The following is a 19,934-nucleotide window of genomic DNA, read 5'->3' as shown; positions in this document are numbered from 1 at the left end:
GGGGAACCGGAGATGATCCCCACCGGCTCCGCTACCACTACTTCCCGGCGGCAAAGCGCTTTGGGCGGCGGAAGCCGTGCGACGCGCTGGCCGCCCGCGAACTGGAGAGGGCTGCCCGCCGGGGTCGTGGCCGGTTTGCGGTCGGCGCGAGCGAGGGCGACGCCGATCAGACCGTGGACGAACTCGGGTTCGTGATCCGGACGGTCACCGGCGATCGAGCCCGTGCCCGCCGAACGCTGTCTCCAGCGGCTGAGCGGGTTTCGTCGCGCTGACGTACTGGAGCAGGCGATGGACCCGCTGGTCGATCTCCACCAAGCCCTGTTCGGCGAAGAGGGTCGGGAAAGTCCGCGTGCCGAATACCCGCAGACCGCTCAGACCGCCGACCACGCGGCTCACCTCGCCGATGGGGTTGGCGGCCCGATGGCTGGTGGTGATCGCGATGCGGCCACCGGGGGCGAGGACGCGAATCATCTCGCGGGCGGCGACGAGCGGGTCGGGAATGAGGTAGAGCGCGCCGAAACAGCAGACGGCGTCGAAGGTGCCGTCCGCGAACGGGAGTGTGCGCGCGTCGCCGCGCAGATATCCGACGCGCGGTCCGGCGTTGTCGGCGACGGCGCGCGCCAGCATCGGCTCGGAGTAGTCCAAGCCGATCGCGTAGCCGTCGCCGGACAGCGCCTCGCTCAGATATCGGGTGAAATTGCCTGGCCCGCAGGCGATGTCGAGCACCTTCTGTGCGCCGCCGAGCCGCAGGGTGGCGACCGCGTCACGCCGGTCCGCCTCGGTCGTCCGCCCGCTGGCGAGATAGAACAGCGTCGGCCGCCAGGCTCGCTCGTACACCGCCGCGAGCGCGGGGGCGTTCATCGTTTTTCGTGCGAGGTTCACCGGTGTGCGTCTCTCAGGCGCGGTCCACGGTGATGGTCATGCCCGCCGCGCGCAGCCGCTCGGTGAGCGCGTCGCCCATCGCGGCGGCGGGTGTGAGGATGCCCGCGAGCTCGGGCTGGTTGTCGGTGTCGAACGCCAGGCACAGGCCGCTCTGGACGAGCAGTACCGCGGTGGCCTGGTAGCCGGGATCGCCGGTGCCGGAGAAGGTGGCCACGTACTTCGCGCCCGAGGTGGTGTGCGCGAACGTCTTCATGGTGAACCAGCCGCTCTTGCGCGCCTTCTCGTCCGGCCCGGTACCCGGCTTGGGCAGCACGCGGTCCAGCAGCTTGCGGCCCGCGGCGGCCCGCGACAGCAGCGCGCCCGCGGTCAAGCCCGCCACGATGCCGCCCGCCATGCCCGCCGCGACCAGCGGCGCCATCCGCGACCTTCCCGCGCTCATCACTTCGCGGTAGCGGAAGTTCTTGCCGTACACCCAGCCGAGCAGGCCGTTGGTGCGCCGCACGACCTTGGTGTTGTGCGCGGCCATGACGAACGTGCTCACCCACCCGTCCAGGCTCGGGTCGACCGCACTCGCCCGGGACAGCGCCTGATCGGACTGGCGGCCGACGTCGGGATCCATCGACTTGTCCGGGCTCAGCGAGTACGGGTGCGAGAGAACCTTGCCCTTGGCCGGATCGGCGGCGACCGCCTCCATCATGGCCCGGCCGGAATCGATGGTGCCGCCGCTGACGCCGCCCTTGAGCGAAGCCACCAGCGTGGTGTCGACGAGTTCGCCGGTGTTGTCCTCGACCGTGCGGCGGTAGAGCTGGTAGACGCTCAAATCGGACGGAATCGAGTCGTAGCCGCACGAATTGACGATTTTCGCGCCCGTGGCGACGGCCTGTTCGTGATAGGCGTCGATGGCTTCGCGGATGAACAGCGGCTCACCGGTGAGGTCGGCGTAATGGGTGCCCGCCTTGGCGCACGCCGCCACCAGCGGCAACCCGTAGCGCAGGTACGGGCCGACCGTCGTGACCACGACCTTGGTGCGTGCCGCCAGCTGGTCCAGTGCGGCCTGGTCTTTCGAGTCGGCCACCACCAGGCCCCAGCTCGCGGCCTTCGGGCCGAGGTCGTCGCGCACGGCGGTCAGCTTGTCCAGCGACCGTCCCGCCAGCGCGATCCGCGCGGATTCGGGGGCGGCCCCGGTGAGGTACTCCGCGGTCAGCTTGCCGACGAAACCGGTGGCGCCGAAGAGGACTAGGTCGTATTCCCGAGTGTCTGCCATGGGTCTTCCGTTCTGCGGTCGTGCCGCCGTTCGGCGGCTACTTCGTGGTCTTCTTGCGCGGCCGTTGCGACGCTGCCTGCCGGCGGCCGTCGAGCCAGGCGTGATGGACGCGGCCGAGTTCGGTGGCCGGTGGTTCGTCGTAGAGCCATTCCCGGGCGATGCGATGCCAGTTCGCGGTGCAGCCGAGCTGGCCGAGCATGCCGAAGGTCAGGAAGTCGGCGCGGCGGGAGAAGAGATGTTCCGGTGGCAGGTTCTGCTGCTTCATGCCGGTGAACTCGCTGGCCCTCGGGTCCACCGCGAGCAGGAAGGCGCCGCTGGCCAGCTCCGGGGTGATGGTCAGTTCCTCGTCGACCAGACACCATTCCGAGGCGGCGAGCACGTATTCCAGGCACTCCTCGGCGCCGATCTCCTCCGGTGAATCGATGACGCCGCGCCGGATCATCAACTCGCGCAGATCTTCCGCGCGGTCTTCGGCGGCGGCGCGCAGACAGACCAGCTCGAACTGCACGTGCTCGGGATCCATCCGGTTGAACAGCCCGAAATCCAGGAACCCGACCCGCCCGTCGGCGGCCAGCAGGACGTTGCCCGGATGCGGGTCGCCGCAGAACTCGTTGAAGGTGAACAGCGACCCCATGTAGAACCGGTAGATGATCTCGCCGATCCGGTCGCGCTCCGCCTGGGGCAGCTGCCGGATCTCGTCGAAACCCTTGCCCTGCACGTACTCGGTGACCAGGACCCGCGTGCTGGAGAACTCCGGCAGCGAGCGCGGCACGATGACGAACGGGTGCTCGGCGTAGAGCTCGGCGATCTGCAACTGGGTGGCCGCCTCGGCCCGGTAGTCGAGTTCGGCCTCCATGTTCAGCCGCAGCTCGTCCAGTACCGCGGGCGTCACCCACGGCATCGCGGACTGTAGTACGCGCCGGAACATGGCGAGATTCTTCAGGTCCGCGCGCACCGCGGCGTCGATGCCCGGGTACTGCACCTTCACCGCGACCTGGCGGCCGTCGTGTAGTCGCGCCCGATACACCTGGCCGATCGAGGCGGCGGCGACGGGCTCGGCGTCGAACTCGGCGAAGACGACGTCCAGCGGCTTGCCGAAATCGTCCTCGATCACTTGGCGCATGGCCGCGAAGGACACCGTCGGGGCCGCGTTGCGCAGCACGGCCAGGCGTTTCTGGAACCGCTCCCGGTGGTCCTCGGGAACCAGGTCCAGATCGAGCACCGACATCATCTGCCCGAGCTTCATCGCGACGCCCTTCATGGTGCCCAGCACCATGACCACCTGCTCGGTGGTGCGGATCATGGATTCCTCGGCCATCTTCGCCCGGACGGCCTCGGATCTGCCCCGCATGGTCAACCGCGTGCGCTGGGTGCGAAGCACCGAGCTGGCTGCCACCGCACCCAGCTTGGTGCCACGAGCAAGCCGAGAGGTCGGTACTTGCTTCGCCATCGAGGTACCTCCGTTGGTGCCGCGGTCGGAGCGACGGACGCGCAGGCGGCAGCGTGCGGGCCGTCGTGTCCCGCGCGGACCGCCGTCGAGTACGGCGCCGGCGGTGACGCAGCGCACTCGGCGCACCGCTCGGGTTCAGACTAGCCAAGGTTCGGGCAAAGTCGACAGTGCCCGTGAACTTCAGCAAGCGGTCCAGCTAGCACCTGGGCCGACGGCCCGAGTCAGTCCTGCGGGGGCGCCTCGGGGGAGGGCAGCACGTGCTGCTGCGCGTTGAAGGTCGCGGGCGAGCCGCCCGCACGGGCCATGCCCTCGATGGCGCTCCAGGCCAGCATGGTGAGGTAGTCGATCACGTCCTCGCGGGACAGCGACTTGTTGGTGGTCCACCAGTGCGTCGCCAGCTGAATGCCGCCGACCAGCACGTACGACGCCAGCGCGGCGCCCTCGGTGGCTACGCCCCGCTCCCCGGCGCGCTCGGTGATGACGGTGCACACCACTTCGGCGAACAGTTTCTCGAACTCGGCGAGCGAGGACTGGTCGGCCGAACCGTTGCCCATGATGAACCGGTAGACCTCCGGGTCCTCGTCCACCGTCCCGACGTATTCGGCGAGCGCCGAGCGCACCAGCTGGTATTCGTCGGCGTCCAGGCTGATCGCGCCGTACACCCGCGGCATCAGCGTGGTCTCGATGAACCGCTGCATGGTCGCGTGGACCAGGTCGTTCTTGTCGGAGAAGTAGCGGTAGAGCACGGTCTTGGAGACGCCGATCTCCGCGGCGATCTCGTCCATGCCCGCGTTGCTGCCGCGGGCGCGCACCGCGGCGAGGGTTCCGTCGACGAGTTCCTCGCGGCGGTCGATCTTGTGTTGCCGCCACCGGCGCTTGCGGCCGTCCATCCGGCCGCCGCGCACCGCCGACGGTCGCTCGTCGATATCGACAAGGTCTTCGGTGGACAGCGTGGGCTCCCTCGTTCGTTCGGGCTCGGTGGCTCCAGCTTAGGTCCCCGCTACCCGTGATATGCGCTTTTGAGCCCGGATGCGGTAGGAACCACAGCTTCGGGCGCGTCCGGCGTGTCCTCATCGCGCTCGCCCGCTCGTCTACTTCGCCGCGCACAGCAGAATGGGAGGCATGGAGAAAGCTCCCGGCAACACCGCGGTGGCGGACGCCCCCGCCGGGCCTGCCGCCGCGCCCTTCGGCTTAGCCGCCGTACTCGACGAGGCGGCCAAGCGTCGTGACCTCTGGCGGATGAAGGCGTTCGCCACCGGCCTGCTCGCCCTGGCCACCGTGATCTATCTGTTCTGCCGCTGGACCGAATCGCGGGGGGCGGGTGGCGACTGGGTCGGCTACCTGCGGGCCGCGTCGGAGGCGGGCATGGTCGGCGCGCTGGCGGACTGGTTCGCGGTGACCGCCCTGTTCCGTCATCCACTCGGCCTGCCGATTCCGCACACGGCGATCATCCGGCGCAAGAAAGACCAGCTCGGCGCCAGCCTCGGTAGCTTCGTCGGCACGAACTTCCTGGCGCCGGAGGTGGTGTCGGCGAAGGTGAACTCGGCGCAGGTCTCCTGGCGGGTCGGGCGGTGGATGGCCGATCCCGGTCATGCCGCTCGCGTGGCGCAGGAGAGTTCGACGATCCTGCGGGCCGTCGTCGGCGTGCTGCGCGACGAGGACGTGGAGCAGGTGATCGACAACACCATCGTCAAGCGGATCGCCGAGCCGCTGTGGGGGCCGCCGATCGGGCGGGTGCTCGCGGAACTGCTCGCCGACAACCGGCAACTGGCGCTGCTGGATCTGCTCGCCGAGCGCGCGCACCAATGGGCGCTGGGCTCGCAGGAGACGATCGATCGGATCGTGCTGCGGGACGCGCCGCAATGGGCGCCGAAATTCGTCAACATCCTGCTTTCCGAACGGATCTACCGGGAACTGGTCGAGTTCACCTGGAAGATCCGCTCCGATCCGGAGCACGAGGTCCGCCTCGCCGCGAATCGGTTCCTGGAGGAATTCGCCGAGGACCTGCAGAACGACGACGCCATGATCAAGAAGGCGGAGCGCATCAAGGCGCAGATCATGGGCAGGGAGGAAATCACCGGACTCGCCTCGGCCACCTGGCGCGCGGCGAAGCGGCTGATCCTGGAGTCCGCCGACGATCCGCGCAGCACGCTGCGGCGCAAGGTCGCCGAGAACGTGCAGCAGCTCGGCGAGCGATTGCGCGACGACGCGGACATGCGCGCAAACGTGGACGGCTGGATCGACCGCGGCGCGCGCTACTTGGTGGAAAACTATGCCGGTGAGATCAGCACCCTGGTCACCGACACGGTTGCCAGGTGGGATGCCGAAGAGGCGAGCAAGAAGATCGAATTGCAGGTCGGCCGGGATCTGCAATTCATCCGCATCAACGGAACCGTCGTCGGTTCGCTTGCCGGACTGGCGATCTACACGATTTCCCATTTGATGTTCGGCGGTTGAGCCGCGGCATGCGGACCGTTTGCCCGAACACTGCTAGCAGACTGCTTGCAATAGCTAGCACCCTGTCCTAGAATCGACTCGTACAACCGCCAGAAGGTGAGTGATGGCAGACCAGCCCGAGGTTTCCGCCGAGTACACCGACAGATCGGACGAGCACTCGTCCGGCGTCGGCGAACGAGGGGGACGCGTCGTCAACGCGGCGCACGACATCGGAGGCTTCATCAGGGCACAGCGAGAAGCCGCGCAAGTCTCGCTGCGTCAGCTCGCCCAGCTGGCGGGGGTGAGCAATCCGTACCTCAGCCAGATCGAGCGCGGACTGCGCAATCCGTCCGCCGAGGTGCTAACGCAGATCGCGAAAGCGCTGCGGGTCTCCTCGGAGGTCTTGTACGTACGGGCCGGCTATCTCGAGCAGCGGCCGCACAGCCCGATCCGGGATGCCCTGCTCGCCGACACGTCTATCAGTGAGCGGCAGAAGCAGGTGCTGCTGGACATCTATGAATCGTTTCGCCGGGAAAACGGAGGAAACGAGGCAGGGGGGGACGTATGGGACAGCGACGTTCCGCGCACGACAACCGACACTCCGCCACGCCAGGAGAACGAAACATCATGACCGAGAAGAACGCCACCGTCACCAAGCCCTTGCTCGCCACCGTCGGTGCGGGTGACGCCCTCTACGCCGCCGTCAACGACGTGGTCGCGCAGGTGCGCGAACGCGCGGTCACCACCGACGTGCAGGCCCGGGTCGAGGAGGCGCGCGAGCGCTTCGCCACCGTCCCCGCCGACGTCCAGGCGCAGTTCGAGTCGCTGCGCGGGCGGCTGTCCGGGCTGCCGTCGGAGCTGCCGGAGGACCTCGCCGAGCTGCGCGAGAAGTTCACCGCCGAGGAGCTGCGCACGCTGGCCGAGAAGTACTACCGGCAGGCGCTGGACCTCTACGCCGACCTGGCCGTCCGCGGTGAGGAGGCCATCGATCGGCTGCGCGCCAATCACTTGGTCGAGGAGCGGATCGGCAAGGTCGAGACCATCTACGGCGACGCGGTGAGCCGCGCCGAGGACGTGTTCGGGCGCGTCAACGGGCTGCTCGGCCGCCCGGCCAAGGTCGAGGAGACCGAGGCCGCGCCGGTGGCCGAGGCCGCGCCGGTCGTCGACGCCGAGGTCGTCGAGGTGACCACCGAGGCCACCCCGGCTCCGGTGACGAACGGTGCGCCGAAGAAGGCTCCGGCCAAGAAGGCGGCCACCCCCGCCGCCGCGGCCAAGAAGGCTCCGGCGAAGAAGGCCGCTCCCAAGAAGGCCTGACCGCCCGCAGCCGAAGCTGTCCGACGCCCCCGTGCACCCCTGGTGCGCGGGGGCGTTGCTTCTATGATGGGTGGGGTGAATATGGTGCACGGATTGACCGGGATGATCCTGCTGGTGTTGTGGCTGGCGGCGCTCGGTGCGACGATTTTCGCGCTGATCCACGCCGTTCGTCAGCGTCCGGACGCGTTCACCGCGGTGGACAAGCTGACCAAGCCCATCTGGCTGGCGATTCTCGGAGCGGCCGTGCTCGTGCTCCTCCTCTCGCCCGCGGGTCTGGGCCTGCTTTCCTTCGCGGCGATCATCGCCACCGGCGTCTACCTGGCCGACGTCCGGCCCAAGGTCGACGAGGTGCAGCGGGGTCCACGCTGGTGAGGGCGGAGATCGCCGACCGGTAAGGGTGCTTGCACTAGCAAGCGGTACGAATCGGGGTTACTGTATCTAGCAGTAACACAAAGGAGTGTCCGATGCGTGCCATGCTGCCGACCGCGTTGACGAGCTTCCCGGGGCTGCTCCGGAGCTTGCGCGACGCGCACAGCGCCGACTTGCGTTCCCGTACCTACCGGATCGCGGCGTTCAACCCCCCGACCGTGCCCCACCAGGTGATCCCGGTCCGCGCAGGGGACGGAGCCCGGCTGCGCGTCCACGCCTACGGTTCGTCGGACAAGCCGGTCATCGTGCTCGTGCACGGGTGGACCTGCTGCATCGAATACTGGAATCCGCAGATCAACGCGTTCGCGGGTGAGTACCGAGTGATCGCCTACGACCAGCGCGGCCACGGCGAGAGTGAATACGGGTCGAGCGAGTTGAGCATGGACCTGCTGGCCGACGACTTGGCGGCGGTGCTCGACGCCGCGCTCGCGCCCGGACAGCGTGCCGTGCTGGTCGGGCACAGTCTCGGCGGCATGACGCTGCAGGCGTGGGCGGGACGCTACCCGGAGCGGGTCGCGCGCCAGGCGCAGGCGGTGCTGCTGACCAATACCGCGGCCGATCGGCTGATCCTGGAGACCACGGTGGTGCCGCTGCTGAACCGGCCGTGGCGGCTGCTGCAATTGAAGGTGCCGCTGCCCTTCCTGTTCGGCAGGCTGGGGCTCGGCGCCCCGATGGTCTTCCCGCCCATCGCGCCGGTGCGCTGGCTGTTCGCGCGCCAGATCCTGAGCACCGCGGCCAAAGGCGAGCTGCTGGACTTCAGCATGGCCATCGTGCGGTCCTGCCCTGCCCGGGTGCGTTCCAGGTTCGGTTTCCTGCTCGCCACGATGGATGTGGGGGAGTCGGCGCGCAATCTCGTGGTCCCCACGACGGTGCTCTCCGGACAATTCGACGACATGACGCCGCCGGTCCACTCCGAGCGGATCGTCGAGCTGCTGCGGGAGACCGGCAGCCTGATGCGTTACCAGATGCTGCCGACCGGCCATCTCGGCAATGTCGAGGCCTACGAGCGGTTCAACGAGGAACTCGGGCGCCTGCTCGCCGAGGTGGGCAAGCGCGCCCGCGCCGACCTCGCGGGCTGACGCGCCGGGGCGGCGTACGCCCCGTCACGAGAAGACGACCGTCCGGCGGCCGTGCACCAGCACGCGTCCCTCCAGATGCCAGCGCAGCCCGCGCGCCAGGACCACCCGCTCGATGTCGCGGCCCTGGCGGACCATGTCGCGCACTTCGTCCGCGTGATCGATGCGGATGACGTCCTGCTCGATGATCGGGCCCGCGTCCAGTTCCGCGGTCACGTAGTGACAGGTGGCGCCGATCAGTTTCACGCCGCGGGCGAACGCCTGGTGGTAGGGGCGAGCGCCGACGAACGACGGCAAGAAGCTGTGATGGATGTTGATGGCCTTGCCCGCCCAGTGCTCGCACAGCTCGGCGGGCAGGACCTGCATGAACCGTGCCAGCACCACCGCGTGCGGGTTGTGCGCGTCCACCAGGGCGCGGACCTCCTCGAACGCCGGACCGCGCTCGGCCGGGTCCTTCGGGAACGGCACGTGGTGGAACTTCACCCCGTGCGCCTCGGTCATCGCAGCGAGATCCGGGTGGTTGCCGATCACCGCCTCGATGGTGGCGGGCAGTTCACCGCTGGCGGCGCGCCCGAGCAGATCGTGCAGGCAGTGGCCGTCCTTGCTGACCAGCAGGACCGCGCGGCGGCGGGCGCGGGAGTCCAGCAGTTGCCATTCGGTCTGCGGACCCAGGTCGGCCGCCACCCCGGCGAACCGGTCGCGCAGTTCCTCGATCCCGAACGGCACCGTCGCCGCCTTGATCGCCTGGCGAGTGAAGAACCAGCCCGTCTCCACGTCGGAGTGGTACCCCGCCTCCACGATCGAGCCGCCGAACTCGGCGATGAACGACGTGATCCCGGCGATGATGCCCGGACGATCCGGGCAGCCGAGCGTCAGCACGTAGCGGCGGTCGTCCAGGACGGGTGGAGCGGAACTCATGCGTTCATCCTCGCAGGTGCGCCGGGCGGGATTCGCCGCGCCTTCGTCTGACCTTCGGAAGGCGGCGAGGCTCCCGAGCATGTACCTGTCGGCGGTTACCGTGGCCGAACTGCGGTTCGGCATTGCCGCGATGCCAGAGGGTAGGCGACGAGAAGTCCTGCGCGACAGGCTCGAGACTCGGGTGTTGCCTCTGTTCGCGGGGCGAGTTCTCGCTTTCGACCTGGCCGCATCCACCGCGTACCCCGAACTCATGGCCACCGCCCGCGCCGCCGGAGCCGCGATCGGCACCGCCGACGGCTATATCGCCGCGACGGCGGGCGCCGCGAACATGACCGTGGCTACTCGCGATACCGCGCCCTTCCAGGCTGCCGGAGTATCTGTCATCAACCCGTGGGTTCAGTGCCCGTTATGTGCTCGGCTCAGGGCAGGACTCCACCCGGCCGACACCGTGCATTCCTGGCGCTGGGTCGTCTCGGCTCGGTGAGCCGGTGTCGTGCTCAGAGGTTGTAAAACGGCTCCGCGTAGTGGAATTCGCCGGCGATCCGGGAGTCGTAGGCCGACAGGGAGCGGACCTGGAAGTGGCTGATCCAGGCCGGGTCGTCCGGGGTGATGCCGAGACGGGCGGCGGGGACGAAACCGAAGCGCGGGTAGAACTCCAGGCTGCCGAGCAGGCCGATCAGGGGTTCGTCGAGGGCGTCGGCGGCGCCGAGCGCCGCGTGCATGAGGGCCGAACCGACCCCGGAGCCTTGATGATCGGCGAGCACACCGATCGGGCCGAGCGCCAGCACGGGGAACGGGCCGACGGAGGCTCTGGTCAGGCACAGGTGGCCGACCACGCTGTCGTGCTCGATCGCCACCAGGGAGAGCGTCGGGATCCAGCCTTCATCGCTGCGCAACCGGGTGATCAGGTTCACCTCGGGCGGATCGGCGCCGTCACCGGGCACGCCGGCGCCATCGGTATCGCCGGCATCGGCATAGCGCGGTGCGAATGCGCTGCGGTGCACCGCAGCGATGACAGCGGCGTCGTCGGCGCGTTCGCGACGGATCAGCACGGTCGTCTCCTCCCGAACGAAGTAGGGCCCATCCGCACACGTTAGTCAGTCGACCGTGGCGAAACGTTCTCCGATGCGCCATCAGCTACGAGTGTGCGGGAAGTGCCGCCAGGCGCGCAACGGAATTCGCCTCTGGTGTGCCAGACTCTCACCCCATGGCAAGTTCCGCGTCGCTGACCAGGGCCGAAGTGGCCGCCATGATCGATCACACGCTGCTCGCCCCGGAGGCGACGTCCGCCGAGGTCGACGGGTTGATCGAGGACGCGCGGGCATTGGGCGTGCTCGCGATCTGTGTGTCGCCGTCCATGTTGCCGGTGCGCGCGCCAGGACTGGTGGTCGCGACGGTCGCCGGATTCCCTTCGGGGAAGCATCATTCGCTGGTGAAGGGCGCCGAGGCGCGGCTCGCGGCGGACCAGGGCGCGGCCGAGGTCGACATGGTCATCGATGTCGGCGCGGCCCGCGCGGGGGATTACACGGCGGTGCTCGCCGACATCGTCACGGTGCGCGAAGCGGTGGGCGATCGAACCCTGTTGAAAGTGATCATCGAATCCGCCGCCCTGCCGGATGATGCGATCGTGCAGGTGTGCCGGGTCGCCGAGCGTGCGGGAGCCGATTTCGTGAAGACCTCCACCGGGTTTCATCCCGCCGGCGGCGCGAGCGTCCACGCCGTGCGGTTGATGGCCGATACGGTCGGCGGGCGGCTCGGCATCAAGGCCAGCGGCGGGATCCGGACCGCCGAGGCGGCCGCGGAGCTGATCGCGGCGGGCGCGACCCGGCTCGGGCTGTCGAGATCCCGCGAGGTGCTCGACGGCTTCGCGCCGTGATCGGCACCCGAAAAGCGTTCGCGGATATCCGGTCTTCCCCCGTGCGCCTCCGCAACGCCCGAAGACGTTGTGGAGGGGGGCGTTCAGCAGCGCATGTCGGAGCTGTCGCCCGCGGGCTCGAGCTGAGTGCGTCCACCCGACAGGTGGACCGCGACGCCGGAGTCGGTGACCTGTAGTTCGGTCGCCGCCATGCCGAGCGGGTAGCTCTGCAGACTCTGGGTGAACAGGTCGACGATGCTCTGCACCAGGTCGGCGGGCAGGCCCATGCCGAGCAGTTCCGCCGACATCGTCTCCACCTGCACCGTCCCGTTCACGATCTGGGGTTTCAGCTGGAGCTGGGCGAGGCCGCCGAGCACCGACAGGGTGAGCAGGCCGCTGCTCGCCGAGGAGCTCACGTCACTGACCATGCTGCCGAGGGTCTCCTTGATCCCCTCGTTGCTCCACGTGACATCGGCCGAGGAACTGCCGATCTCGCCGCCACCGTGGTCGGTGAGGTCGACGTCCCGGAAGACGGCGTGCACCACCATCCCGACGGCGGGACCGAACTTGGTGTCGTCGCTGTTCACCCGCACCGAGGGCACCTTGCCGTCGATCCAGGTGATCAGCATCGGCTTGGGGCCGAAGCCGACGTCGATCTTCGATCCCATCTCCTTCTCGAACTGCGAACTGATGCACTTCGACACCGTGTGCCTGGCGTAGGCCTCGCCGCCGACCAGGATCGTGGCGAGCAGAACAGCTACCACGGTCAGGGCGATCAGCAGGGCTCGCCGGTTGATCGTCTTGGTGGAGGTTGTGTTCGTACTCATGGCGAAAATTCTTCCCGACCTTTCTGTGCCGTCTCTGAGGAGGCAGTGAGGGGTTCGAATGTGACATGCAGCACAAAAACCGAGCGTAGCCTGATGCCCATGGCTGGCGATGTGGCAAGCCGCGCGATCGGATCCGCGGAACAAGGATGGCGTGTTCTGCGCCGCTGGGCCGGTCGGCACGCCGGTTTCTTCACGACTCGGCAGGTACTGCGCACGGGGTGCGGGGCGCGAGTGCGGGCAGGCCTCGGCGACGGTTCGGTGGAAAGGGCAGGAATCGGCATGCTGCGGTTGGCCGGGTGGCCGGAAGGTCCGCTCGACGAATACGCGATGTGGGCTGCCTGGTTCGACGGCGCCGCGGTGGTCTCCCATCAGAGTGCGGCGGAGCTGCACGGGCTCGGCAGCCTCGGCCCGCGGTTCCTGCACCTGTCCGTGCGCGTGGGACGTCCACCGGTGACGCCGCGGCTGGCGGTCGTGCGCCGGTCGCTGGCCGGCTCGGACGTGGAATCGGCGGGTCCTTTCCTGGTGACGACGCCGGTACGCACGGTGCTGGACCTGGCCGAGGGCGATATCGGGCAGGCGGCGTTGAACGAGGTGGTCGCCGACGCGGTCGCCATCGACCGCTGCGCGGGCCGGGAGATCACCGACGCGGGAGCGCGCCTCTCGCCCCGCGCCGCGAGACGGGTGTACCAGGCGCTAGCCGTAGCGTGACGAAACTCTGGCTAGCTCGGATCGAGCGGCGCGACGGCCGACCACGGGACCGAGAGCACATTGTCGCGTAGGCGACGGCGGTAGGGGCGGATCGGGAAGCCTTCCGCGCGCAAGGCCTGGGCAGCCGCACGCCAGCGGACACGAGGACCGAACGGCGCCATCGGCGCGGCGTGGGCCCACGCACGATCGGCTGCCGCGAGCAGCGCGTGGATGGGTTCTCCGGGGACATTGCGGTGGATCAGCGCCTTGGGCAGGCGTTCGGCGAGGTCGGAGGGCCGCTCGACGGTGAACGGATCCCAGGCCAGCGTGAGCGAACGCGGCCCGTCCCGGTCGAGCAGGATCCACGCGCAGCGCCTGCCCAATTCGTCGCAGGTGCCGTCGACCAGCAGTCCGTCCGGAGCCAGCCCCGCCAGGACGGTCGACCACGCGTCCGGGACCGCCGATTCCGGATATTGCCGCAGCACATTGAAGGCGCGAACGAGGACCGGTCGCAGCCCCGCCAATTCGAAGCCGCCGCGTGCGAAGGTGACGCCGTCGCGTCCGGGCACCACGCGCTGCGGGTCGATCTCGAGCCCCACCACGCGCACGTCGGCGCGGATCGTGCGCAGGCGCGCCGCCAGCTCGAAGGTGGTCCACGGGCTCGCGCCGTAACCGAGGTCGACCACCAGCGGATCGGGTGCGCGGGCCAGCCGGTCGGCGACGAGATCGTCGTTGATCAGCCGGCGGTCGCTGCGCCGGAGGCGGTTGACGGCGGTGGTGCCACGGGTGATGTTGCCGACCGGTCTGGTCAGCGGGTGGGGTGCTGTTCTTCCAGCCACTTGACCGTGAACTCGGCCTCGCCGCGGAACAGGTCGACCAGGTTCACCAGCATCAGCTGCTCCAGGCGCGGCCCGACCATCGGGATGAACACCTTCGCCTCCGAGGAGAAGCGCATGGTGCAGCCGGTGTCGGTGGGGAAAAGTCGGATGGCGCCGCCGAGGCTGCCGGGGCCCGCCGGAATGGCCGCCGAGTACTTGCCGGTGACCTCGTCCGGGGCGAACGGGCTGTAGGTCTCCTTGCGGGTGATCACCATGTCCTTGCGGATGACCGTCTGGGCGATCTCCGGCAGCATCTCGCGGGGCAGGATGTGGTGCAGTTCGACGTCGATCCCGCCGTCGCCCGCCTCCAGCCGGACCACCTCGTTGCCGGGCGAGTACTTCCTCATCTCCTGCATCCGCGCGTCCCAGTAATCGCGGTTCGACAGCGCCGCGTACAGCTCTTTTGTGGTGTGCAGCGGATAGCGGGCGGAGTAGTCCAATCGGCGTGCCATGGGCTCACACGTTACTGGGTGCGGCGCCGCCGACCTCGGCGGGCGGGTGGAGTGCGGACCTGCCACGAACGCGGGGACCGCGCGGTGTGACGTCGAACAATGTCCGCATTCCTCGCGTGGATCAGTGCTCCGCGAGCCAGCGGCCGGTGAATTCCGCCTCGTTCTTCAGCAGCTCGGTGAGGTGCTCCGCGATCGCCTTCTCGATCTTGCTGCCGAACAGCGGGATCTTCACCTCGATGCTGCCCTCGACCGTGGCGACGGCGCCGGAGCCGTCGGCGGCCAGCGTGACGGTGCCGCGCACCTCGGCGGGCGCGCCCTCGACGCGGGCTTCGAAGTCGGCCCGATCGCCGGTCCAGTCTTCGACGCGCGGGATGATCAGATCGCCGGGGCGCACCGCGGTGACCGCGGCGGGCAGCTGTTCGGCGGCGATGGCCTGCACCATCTCGACGCGCACCTGATCACCGCTGACGGTGACCGAATCCAGCCGGGCATTGGGGCCGCCGACCGCCGCGATGCGATCCTTCCAGTACTGATCGTTCGCGAACGCCGCGCGCACCGCGGCGGGCGGATGAGAGTAGCGGGCCGTGTACGCCAGCGGTGTAGCCATGGGTGCACACGCTACCGTGCAGCGCCGGAGCCCTACGAGTGGTGTTGTCCGATCCGCTCACGGGCCGGACGACGCCCCCTGCGGCCATCGGCGCGCCAGCCACCGGGTTGCGCTCGTGCTGTCCGAGTGGTGCCATCCGGTCCGCCGCGAGAGGAATACACCAGCGTCCAGCCGTCAGCGCGCACGCTACCGTTTAGCACCGTGCGAACTTCACGAGTTGTGCCGTCGGACCTCCTCGCCGGTACCGGTGCGCGACTGCGCGCCGACGTGCGGCTGGCGGAGCTGACCACACTGCGGGTCGGCGGCCCCGCCCTGGTCGCCGAATGCGCGACGACCGAGGCCTTGGTCGCGACGGTGCGCGCGCTGGACGCGGCGGGCGTCCCGGTCCTGCTGCTCGCGGGCGGCTCCAATCTGCTCATCAGCGACGACGGCTTCGACGGCGTGGTGGTCCTGGTCGCCACCACCGGCGTCGAGATCGGCGACTGCGGTGTAATCGCCGAGGCGGGCGCGAACTGGGACGCCGTGGTGCGTGCGACAGTCGAGGCCGGTCTCGGGGGACTGGAGTGCCTGTCCGGCATTCCCGGTTCGGCGGGCGCGACGCCCGTGCAGAACGTGGGCGCCTACGGCGCGGAGGTGGCGGCCCTGCTGCGCCGGGTGCGCCTGCTGGACCGCGCGAGCGGGGAGATCCGCTGGGTGGAGCCCGGCGAACTCGGCTTCGGTTATCGCACCAGCGTGCTCAAGCACCGTGACGACGCCGTCGTGCTCGCGGTCGAGTTCGCGCTGCGCCCGGACGGTTCCAGCGTGCCGCTGCGTTACGGCGAACTGGCCTCGGTGCTGGGCGCCGGGGACGGGGAGTCCCGGCCCGCGGCGCAGGTCCGGGACGCGGTGCTGCGGTTGCGCGTGGGCAAAGGCATGGTGCTCGATCCCGCCGACCACGACACCTGGAGTGCGGGCTCGTTTTTCACCAATCCGGTCGTCGCGCCGGAGCGGGAGGCGCAGGTGCGCGCCGCGATCGCCGCGCACCTGGGCGATGTCGCGGTGCCCACCTACCCGGCGCCGGACGGGGTCAAGTTCTCGGCGGGCTGGCTGATCGAGCGGGCGGGTTTCGCCAAGGGCTTCCCCGGCGCCGGAGCGCCCGCTCGGCTGTCGACGAAACACACACTGGCGCTGACCAATCGCGGCGCCGCCGGTGCCGCCGATCTGGTGGCGCTGGCCCGGACGGTCCGCGACGGCGTCGCCGAGCGCTTCGGGATCCGGCTGGAGCCGGAGCCGGTCACAGTGGGCGTCACGCTCTGACGCGCTGAGGCCGACACCACACGCCGCGGAAACGAGACCGGTAGCGCGCCGCGCGTAGATTCGACGAAGTGAACCACCGTCCGATGATCCGCCGATCGGTTGCCGTGGCGTCGGCCGTCCTGCTGGTGGTCGTCGCCCTGGTGGCCGGTTGCACGATAGACCGTGACTCCGGCCCGTCGAGTCGCGACTCCGGCCCGATCGCCAAAGTGAAGTTGACCCCCGCCGACGACGACACCGACGTCAACCCGACCGCCCCGGTCTCGGTGACGATCAGCGACGGCACCATCGATCAGGTCGCGCTGACCAACGCCGCGGGCAAGCAGGTGCGCGGTGAGCTCGCTCCGGACCGGCGCGGCTACACCATCACCGAGCCGCTCGGCTACGACGCCACCTACACCTGGTCGGGCACCGCCGTCGGTACCGACGGCAAGCCGATCCCGATCGATGGCTCGTTCCGCACCCTCGCGCCCAAGAACACCGTCCCCGCGACCCTGAATATCGGTGACAACCAGGAGGTCGGCATCGCGGCGCCGATCATCTTGCAGTTCAAGTCCTCGGTCGTGAACAAGGCCGCGGTGGAGAAGGCGCTCACGATCACCACCGACCCGCCCACCGAGGGCGCGTGGGCCTGGTTCCCGGACGACGGCGGCTCACGCCTGCACTGGCGTCCGAAGAACTACTGGACCCCGGGGACGAGCGTGCACGTCTCGGCCCGGCTCTACGGACTGGACCTGGGCGCGGGCAACTACGGCGATTCCGATCTGACCACGGATTTCCGCGTCGGCCGCAGCCAGATCGTGAAGGCGAGCGCTCCCAGTCACCGCATCCAGGTGGTGCGTGACGGGCGGACCGTGTTCGATCTCGCGGCCAGTTACGGCGAGGGCAACGAACCGCGCAACGTGACCCGCTCCGGCGTTCACGTGGTCACCGAGAAATACGAAGACTTCATGATGTCGAACCCGCCGTACTACACCAACGTTCGCGAACGCTGGGCGGTACGAATCTCCAACAACGGCGAATTCATCCACGCCAACCCGGAATCGCTGTCGGCGCAAGGCTCGGCGAATGTCACCAACGGGTGCATCAACCTGTCGCCCGCCGACGCCCAGGCCTTTTTCCCCACGGCCTTGTACGGCGATCCGGTGGAGGTGACCGGAACCTCGATCCCGCTCTCGGCCGCCGACGGCGACCTCTACGACTGGACCATCGACTGGAGCACCTGGAAGACCATGTCGGCGTTGCAAGGTTCGCCGTCGCCCGTGGTCTCCGCCACGCCCCTGCCCCCGCAGCCCGCGGGAGCGCGCTGACCGGCTCTAGCGCGCCTTCACGTTCTGCTCTTCGAACTCGCTGTCGTCCGAGTGTTCCGCTTCGATTCTGCGGTCGGCGGATTGTTGCGCGCGAACCGCTTCGTGCCGCTCGGCGAGCAGGTCGCGGATCTCGGTCAGCAGCTCGATCTGGGTCGGTTCGGCGGCCTTGGGGGTGCCGAAGCGGTTCTTGATCGTCTTCATGGGCAGGATCAGCACGAAGTACAGCACCGCGGCGACCATGACGAAATCGATGGCGGCCGTGATGATCGGGCCGATGGCGATGAAGGTGGCGGGCTTGGAGGGGATCAGCTGAACGCCGAGGCCGAGCGCGTTGGTGCTGCCGAACACCGCGAGCAGCGGATTGACGACGCCCTTCGTCACCGAGGTCACCACGGAGGTGAACGCGGTGCCCATCACGACGGCGACCGCGAGGTCGATGACGTTCCCGCGCATCACGAACTCTTTGAAGCCCTTGAGCATGAGCCGAACCACTCCCATCCGATGTCCTTGAACTGACGCTTTTCGGATGCTAACGGCTCGAAACGCACAGCGAAGACCGAACAATCCGCGACCCCGGCCCAGGTCGCCGAATGAGTAATGCTATTCGGCTATGAAATGTTCAGGTGCGGCGGGCGAACCGCCCCGCGTCGGCCTGGTCACGCGGCTTGATGATGATCTGGTCCAGATTGACGTGCGCGGGCCGCGACGCGACGAACCCGATGACCTCCGCGATGTCCTGGGCGACCAGCGGGTCGATGCCCTCGTACACCTTTGCCGCCCGCTCGGCGTCGCCCTGGAATCGCACCAGCGAGAACTCGGTTTCCACCGCGCCGGGAGCGATCTCCGTCAGGCGTACCGGCTGCCCGAGCAGTTCACCGCGCAGGGTGCGGTGCAGCACGGCCTGGGCGTGTTTGGCGGAGGTGTAACCGGAACCGTTGTCGTAGGCGGTGAACGCGGCCACCGAGGTGACGGTGACGATCAATCCGTCGCCCGAGGCGATCAGTTTCGGCAGCAGGGTTTTGGTGACGCGCAGCGTGCCGAGCACGTTGGTCTCCCACATCCAGCGCCAGTCGTCCAGGTCGGCCTCGGCCACCGGCGCCAGGCCCTTGGCGCCGCCCGCGTTGTTGACCAGCACGTCGACGCGTTCGACCGCTTCGCCGAACGCGCGCACGGACTCGTCGGAGGTGACGTCGAGTTCCACTGCGGTGCCGCCGATCTCCTCGGCGAGGCGGCGCAGCCGATCGACCCGGCGCGCACCGACGTAGACGTGATAGCCCTGCTTCGCCAGCTCCCGGGCGGTGGCCTCGCCGATGCCCGAGCTTGCTCCGGTGACGACGGCGCTGCGAGTGCTCATGTCGTTAGATCCTAGGTGCGCGAGGTTTGCCCGATCGCCCGCGGTCACCGGAACGACGGTTAGCCTCGGTGGCATGGCTATTCGGGACGTGGTGAGCGCGGACGGAACGAACATCGTCTATCGGGTGAGTGGTCCGGCGCACGGGCGCCCCTTGCTGCTGGTGCACGGATGGTCGGCGAATCTGCGCTGCTGGGGTGCGGCCGCCGACGACCTCGCCGCGCGCTACCGGGTGATCGCCGTCGACCTGCGCGGCCACGGCTACTCCGACGCGCCCGCGGCGGGCTACGACGATCCGAAGAACTGGGCGGCCGACCTCGCGGCGGTACTGGCGGCCGAGGACATCGCGTCCGGCGCGGTGCTGCTCGGCTGGTCCTACGGGGGGATCGTGCTGTCGGACTACTTGACCGCCTACGGCACGGACGCCGTCTCGGGCGTCGTCTACACCGGCTCGATGGCGAACATCGGCCCCGGTGTGCCGGGCGCGGCGACCGGCCGCATGATGGGCGAGGCCATACCGGGCGTCTTCGAGGAGAGCGCGGGGCGGGCCGTGCGTGCCTTCGGTGTGTTCGGCAACGCCAATACCGGACCGGGCGCGGACAAGGGGCCCGACGCGCAGCGCCTGTTCGGTGCCAGCCTCGCCACCCCGCCCGCGGTGCGCAAGGCGCTGTTCTACCGGACCGTCGACAACACCGAGACACTGCGCACGCTGGACGTTCCCGTGCTCGTCCTGCACGGCACGGCCGACCAGGTCGTCCCGATCGAGAACGGCCGCTACATCGCCGAGGCCGTCCCGGACGCGCGTGCGTCGTTCTGGGAAGGGGCCCAGCACGGGCTGTTCATCGAGGACCGTTCCCGCTTCGTCACCGAGGTGAGCGCGTTCGTCGACAGCCTGTGATCGGATT

The 19,934-nt window shown here is 69.0% G+C and carries 23 protein-coding genes; 11 read left to right on the top strand and 12 right to left on the bottom strand.

All coding sequences use genetic code 11. The features are described from left to right. Window positions 1-204: 204 nt before the first annotated feature. From ON29_RS26505 to ON29_RS26490, 4 genes are all read right to left on the bottom strand, one after another. Window positions 205-861 carry a class I SAM-dependent methyltransferase gene (locus ON29_RS26505; protein ID WP_245549114.1) on the bottom strand — a complete coding sequence of 219 codons (657 nt, stop codon included), beginning with the start codon at window positions 859-861 and terminating at the stop codon, window positions 205-207. 34 nt (window positions 862-895) lie between these two features. Continuing rightward, complete coding sequence (locus ON29_RS26500; protein WP_040870431.1) at window positions 896-2,146, bottom strand: saccharopine dehydrogenase family protein; 1,251 nt, start codon at window positions 2,144-2,146, stop codon at window positions 896-898. A gap of 37 nt (window positions 2,147-2,183) precedes the next feature. Further along, the gene (locus tag ON29_RS26495; RefSeq protein WP_040870491.1) at window positions 2,184-3,596 is read right to left on the bottom strand and encodes an ABC1 kinase family protein; all 1,413 of its coding nucleotides are present in this window, start codon (window positions 3,594-3,596) and stop codon (window positions 2,184-2,186) included. 221 nt (window positions 3,597-3,817) lie between these two features. Continuing rightward, window positions 3,818-4,501, bottom strand: coding sequence for a TetR/AcrR family transcriptional regulator (locus ON29_RS26490; RefSeq protein ID WP_040870430.1), 684 nt, complete (start codon window positions 4,499-4,501; stop codon window positions 3,818-3,820). Window positions 4,502-4,718: 217 nt separating this feature from the next. Here ON29_RS26490 and ON29_RS26485 point away from each other — a divergent pair, with 217 nt between their 5' ends. From ON29_RS26485 to ON29_RS26465, 5 genes are all read left to right on the top strand, one after another. After that, window positions 4,719-6,053 carry a DUF445 domain-containing protein gene (locus ON29_RS26485; protein WP_040870428.1) on the top strand — a complete coding sequence of 445 codons (1,335 nt, stop codon included), beginning with the start codon at window positions 4,719-4,721 and terminating at the stop codon, window positions 6,051-6,053. Between the two features lie 103 nt (window positions 6,054-6,156). Next, window positions 6,157-6,663 (top strand): helix-turn-helix domain-containing protein, encoded by a 507-nt coding sequence (locus ON29_RS26480; protein WP_040870427.1) that lies wholly within the window; start codon window positions 6,157-6,159, stop codon window positions 6,661-6,663. Then, entirely contained in the window at window positions 6,660-7,346 is a 687-nt protein-coding gene (locus ON29_RS26475) for a heparin-binding hemagglutinin (protein WP_040870426.1), read from the top strand. Before ON29_RS26480 ends, ON29_RS26475 begins: the two co-directional genes overlap by 4 nt. Before the next feature lie 81 nt (window positions 7,347-7,427). Further along, window positions 7,428-7,718: a DUF2516 family protein gene (locus ON29_RS26470; protein WP_040870424.1), complete on the top strand. Its 291-nt coding sequence runs from the start codon at window positions 7,428-7,430 to the stop codon at window positions 7,716-7,718. Between the two features lie 92 nt (window positions 7,719-7,810). Next, window positions 7,811-8,854 (top strand): alpha/beta fold hydrolase, encoded by a 1,044-nt coding sequence (locus tag ON29_RS26465; RefSeq protein ID WP_040870423.1) that lies wholly within the window; start codon window positions 7,811-7,813, stop codon window positions 8,852-8,854. A 24-nt stretch (window positions 8,855-8,878) separates the two neighbouring features. On the opposite strand, the gene purU is transcribed toward ON29_RS26465, so the two are convergent. After that, entirely contained in the window at window positions 8,879-9,769 is an 891-nt protein-coding gene (gene purU / locus ON29_RS26460; RefSeq protein ID WP_040870422.1) for a formyltetrahydrofolate deformylase, read from the bottom strand. On the opposite strand from purU, the gene ON29_RS26455 reads away from it, so the two are divergent. After that, window positions 9,768-10,253 (top strand): PIN domain-containing protein, encoded by a 486-nt coding sequence (locus ON29_RS26455; RefSeq protein WP_083864083.1) that lies wholly within the window; start codon window positions 9,768-9,770, stop codon window positions 10,251-10,253. The genes purU and ON29_RS26455 overlap by 2 nt on opposite strands. A gap of 13 nt (window positions 10,254-10,266) precedes the next feature. On the opposite strand, the gene ON29_RS26450 is transcribed toward ON29_RS26455, so the two are convergent. Continuing rightward, on the bottom strand, window positions 10,267-10,821 hold the full coding sequence (locus tag ON29_RS26450) for a GNAT family N-acetyltransferase (protein WP_040870421.1): 555 nt from the start codon (window positions 10,819-10,821) through the stop codon (window positions 10,267-10,269). A gap of 155 nt (window positions 10,822-10,976) precedes the next feature. On the opposite strand from ON29_RS26450, the gene deoC reads away from it, so the two are divergent. Next, window positions 10,977-11,645 carry a deoxyribose-phosphate aldolase gene (deoC, locus tag ON29_RS26445; protein ID WP_040870419.1) on the top strand — a complete coding sequence of 223 codons (669 nt, stop codon included), beginning with the start codon at window positions 10,977-10,979 and terminating at the stop codon, window positions 11,643-11,645. 83 nt (window positions 11,646-11,728) lie between these two features. Here the strand turns inward: deoC and ON29_RS26440 are convergent, their stop codons facing one another. Continuing rightward, on the bottom strand, window positions 11,729-12,451 hold the full coding sequence (locus ON29_RS26440; RefSeq protein ID WP_083864082.1) for an LmeA family phospholipid-binding protein: 723 nt from the start codon (window positions 12,449-12,451) through the stop codon (window positions 11,729-11,731). 99 nt (window positions 12,452-12,550) lie between these two features. Between ON29_RS26440 and ON29_RS26435 the strand changes: the two genes are divergently transcribed. After that, window positions 12,551-13,159 (top strand): hypothetical protein, encoded by a 609-nt coding sequence (locus tag ON29_RS26435; protein WP_040870487.1) that lies wholly within the window; start codon window positions 12,551-12,553, stop codon window positions 13,157-13,159. An 11-nt stretch (window positions 13,160-13,170) separates the two neighbouring features. On the opposite strand, the gene ON29_RS26430 is transcribed toward ON29_RS26435, so the two are convergent. The 3 genes from ON29_RS26430 to ON29_RS26420 all read right to left on the bottom strand — a co-directional run bounded on the left by ON29_RS26430 (window position 13,171) and on the right by ON29_RS26420 (window position 15,075). After that, a complete protein-coding gene (locus tag ON29_RS26430; RefSeq protein ID WP_040870486.1) occupies window positions 13,171-13,950 on the bottom strand; it encodes a hypothetical protein in 780 nt (259 codons plus the stop codon). Next, window positions 13,947-14,468 (bottom strand): DUF2505 domain-containing protein, encoded by a 522-nt coding sequence (locus ON29_RS26425; protein ID WP_040870417.1) that lies wholly within the window; start codon window positions 14,466-14,468, stop codon window positions 13,947-13,949. The genes ON29_RS26430 and ON29_RS26425 overlap by 4 nt, the downstream gene beginning before the upstream one ends. A gap of 121 nt (window positions 14,469-14,589) precedes the next feature. Next, window positions 14,590-15,075 carry a DUF2505 domain-containing protein gene (locus ON29_RS26420; RefSeq protein WP_040870416.1) on the bottom strand — a complete coding sequence of 162 codons (486 nt, stop codon included), beginning with the start codon at window positions 15,073-15,075 and terminating at the stop codon, window positions 14,590-14,592. Window positions 15,076-15,276: 201 nt separating this feature from the next. Here ON29_RS26420 and ON29_RS26415 point away from each other — a divergent pair, with 201 nt between their 5' ends. Together ON29_RS26415 and ON29_RS26410 are read left to right on the top strand one after the other, a co-directional pair. Further along, the gene (locus tag ON29_RS26415; RefSeq protein ID WP_373283923.1) at window positions 15,277-16,371 is read left to right on the top strand and encodes a UDP-N-acetylmuramate dehydrogenase; all 1,095 of its coding nucleotides are present in this window, start codon (window positions 15,277-15,279) and stop codon (window positions 16,369-16,371) included. 83 nt (window positions 16,372-16,454) lie between these two features. Beyond that, entirely contained in the window at window positions 16,455-17,678 is a 1,224-nt protein-coding gene (locus ON29_RS26410) for a L,D-transpeptidase (RefSeq protein ID WP_040870413.1), read from the top strand. Window positions 17,679-17,684: 6 nt separating this feature from the next. On the opposite strand, the gene mscL is transcribed toward ON29_RS26410, so the two are convergent. Together mscL and ON29_RS26400 are read right to left on the bottom strand one after the other, a co-directional pair. Continuing rightward, complete coding sequence (gene mscL, locus ON29_RS26405) at window positions 17,685-18,176, bottom strand: large conductance mechanosensitive channel protein MscL (protein ID WP_306307227.1); 492 nt, start codon at window positions 18,174-18,176, stop codon at window positions 17,685-17,687. Between the two features lie 121 nt (window positions 18,177-18,297). Next, window positions 18,298-19,032, bottom strand: a complete 735-nt coding sequence (locus tag ON29_RS26400; protein ID WP_040870411.1) for an SDR family NAD(P)-dependent oxidoreductase — start codon at window positions 19,030-19,032, stop codon at window positions 18,298-18,300. Window positions 19,033-19,105: 73 nt separating this feature from the next. Between ON29_RS26400 and ON29_RS26395 the strand changes: the two genes are divergently transcribed. Beyond that, window positions 19,106-19,927 (top strand): alpha/beta fold hydrolase, encoded by an 822-nt coding sequence (locus tag ON29_RS26395; RefSeq protein ID WP_040870410.1) that lies wholly within the window; start codon window positions 19,106-19,108, stop codon window positions 19,925-19,927. Window positions 19,928-19,934: the final 7 nt, after the last annotated feature.

Origin of the sequence: Nocardia exalbida NBRC 100660 (assembly GCF_000308575.1) — a bacterium.
In the GTDB taxonomy this organism is placed as follows: domain Bacteria; phylum Actinomycetota; class Actinomycetes; order Mycobacteriales; family Mycobacteriaceae; genus Nocardia; species Nocardia exalbida.
Note: the sequence above shows the minus strand (reverse complement) of the source record. Positions and strands in the feature narration are given on the sequence as shown.

Bases quoted from the DNA above. Each gene is read 5' to 3' on its own strand.
- ON29_RS26500 (WP_040870431.1), bottom strand. From the start codon at position 2,146: ATGGCAGACACTCGGGAATACGACCTAGTCCTCTTCGGCGCCACCGGT.
- ON29_RS26505 (WP_245549114.1), bottom strand. From the start codon at position 861: ATGAACGCCCCCGCGCTCGCGGCGGTGTACGAGCGAGCCTGGCGGCCG.
- ON29_RS26420 (WP_040870416.1), bottom strand. From the start codon at position 15,075: ATGGCTACACCGCTGGCGTACACGGCCCGCTACTCTCATCCGCCCGCC.
- ON29_RS26475 (WP_040870426.1), top strand. From the start codon at position 6,660: ATGACCGAGAAGAACGCCACCGTCACCAAGCCCTTGCTCGCCACCGTC.
- ON29_RS26470 (WP_040870424.1), top strand. From the start codon at position 7,428: ATGGTGCACGGATTGACCGGGATGATCCTGCTGGTGTTGTGGCTGGCG.
- deoC (WP_040870419.1), top strand. From the start codon at position 10,977: ATGGCAAGTTCCGCGTCGCTGACCAGGGCCGAAGTGGCCGCCATGATC.
- ON29_RS26410 (WP_040870413.1), top strand. From the start codon at position 16,455: ATGATCCGCCGATCGGTTGCCGTGGCGTCGGCCGTCCTGCTGGTGGTC.
- ON29_RS26480 (WP_040870427.1), top strand. From the start codon at position 6,157: ATGGCAGACCAGCCCGAGGTTTCCGCCGAGTACACCGACAGATCGGAC.
- ON29_RS26440 (WP_083864082.1), bottom strand. From the start codon at position 12,451: ATGAGTACGAACACAACCTCCACCAAGACGATCAACCGGCGAGCCCTG.
- ON29_RS26465 (WP_040870423.1), top strand. From the start codon at position 7,811: ATGCGTGCCATGCTGCCGACCGCGTTGACGAGCTTCCCGGGGCTGCTC.
- ON29_RS26395 (WP_040870410.1), top strand. From the start codon at position 19,106: ATGGCTATTCGGGACGTGGTGAGCGCGGACGGAACGAACATCGTCTAT.
- purU (WP_040870422.1), bottom strand. From the start codon at position 9,769: ATGAGTTCCGCTCCACCCGTCCTGGACGACCGCCGCTACGTGCTGACG.
- ON29_RS26455 (WP_083864083.1), top strand. From the start codon at position 9,768: ATGCGTTCATCCTCGCAGGTGCGCCGGGCGGGATTCGCCGCGCCTTCG.
- ON29_RS26435 (WP_040870487.1), top strand. From the start codon at position 12,551: ATGGCTGGCGATGTGGCAAGCCGCGCGATCGGATCCGCGGAACAAGGA.
- ON29_RS26485 (WP_040870428.1), top strand. From the start codon at position 4,719: ATGGAGAAAGCTCCCGGCAACACCGCGGTGGCGGACGCCCCCGCCGGG.
- ON29_RS26495 (WP_040870491.1), bottom strand. From the start codon at position 3,596: ATGGCGAAGCAAGTACCGACCTCTCGGCTTGCTCGTGGCACCAAGCTG.
- ON29_RS26425 (WP_040870417.1), bottom strand. From the start codon at position 14,468: ATGGCACGCCGATTGGACTACTCCGCCCGCTATCCGCTGCACACCACA.
- ON29_RS26400 (WP_040870411.1), bottom strand. From the start codon at position 19,032: ATGAGCACTCGCAGCGCCGTCGTCACCGGAGCAAGCTCGGGCATCGGC.
- mscL (WP_306307227.1), bottom strand. From the start codon at position 18,176: ATGGGAGTGGTTCGGCTCATGCTCAAGGGCTTCAAAGAGTTCGTGATG.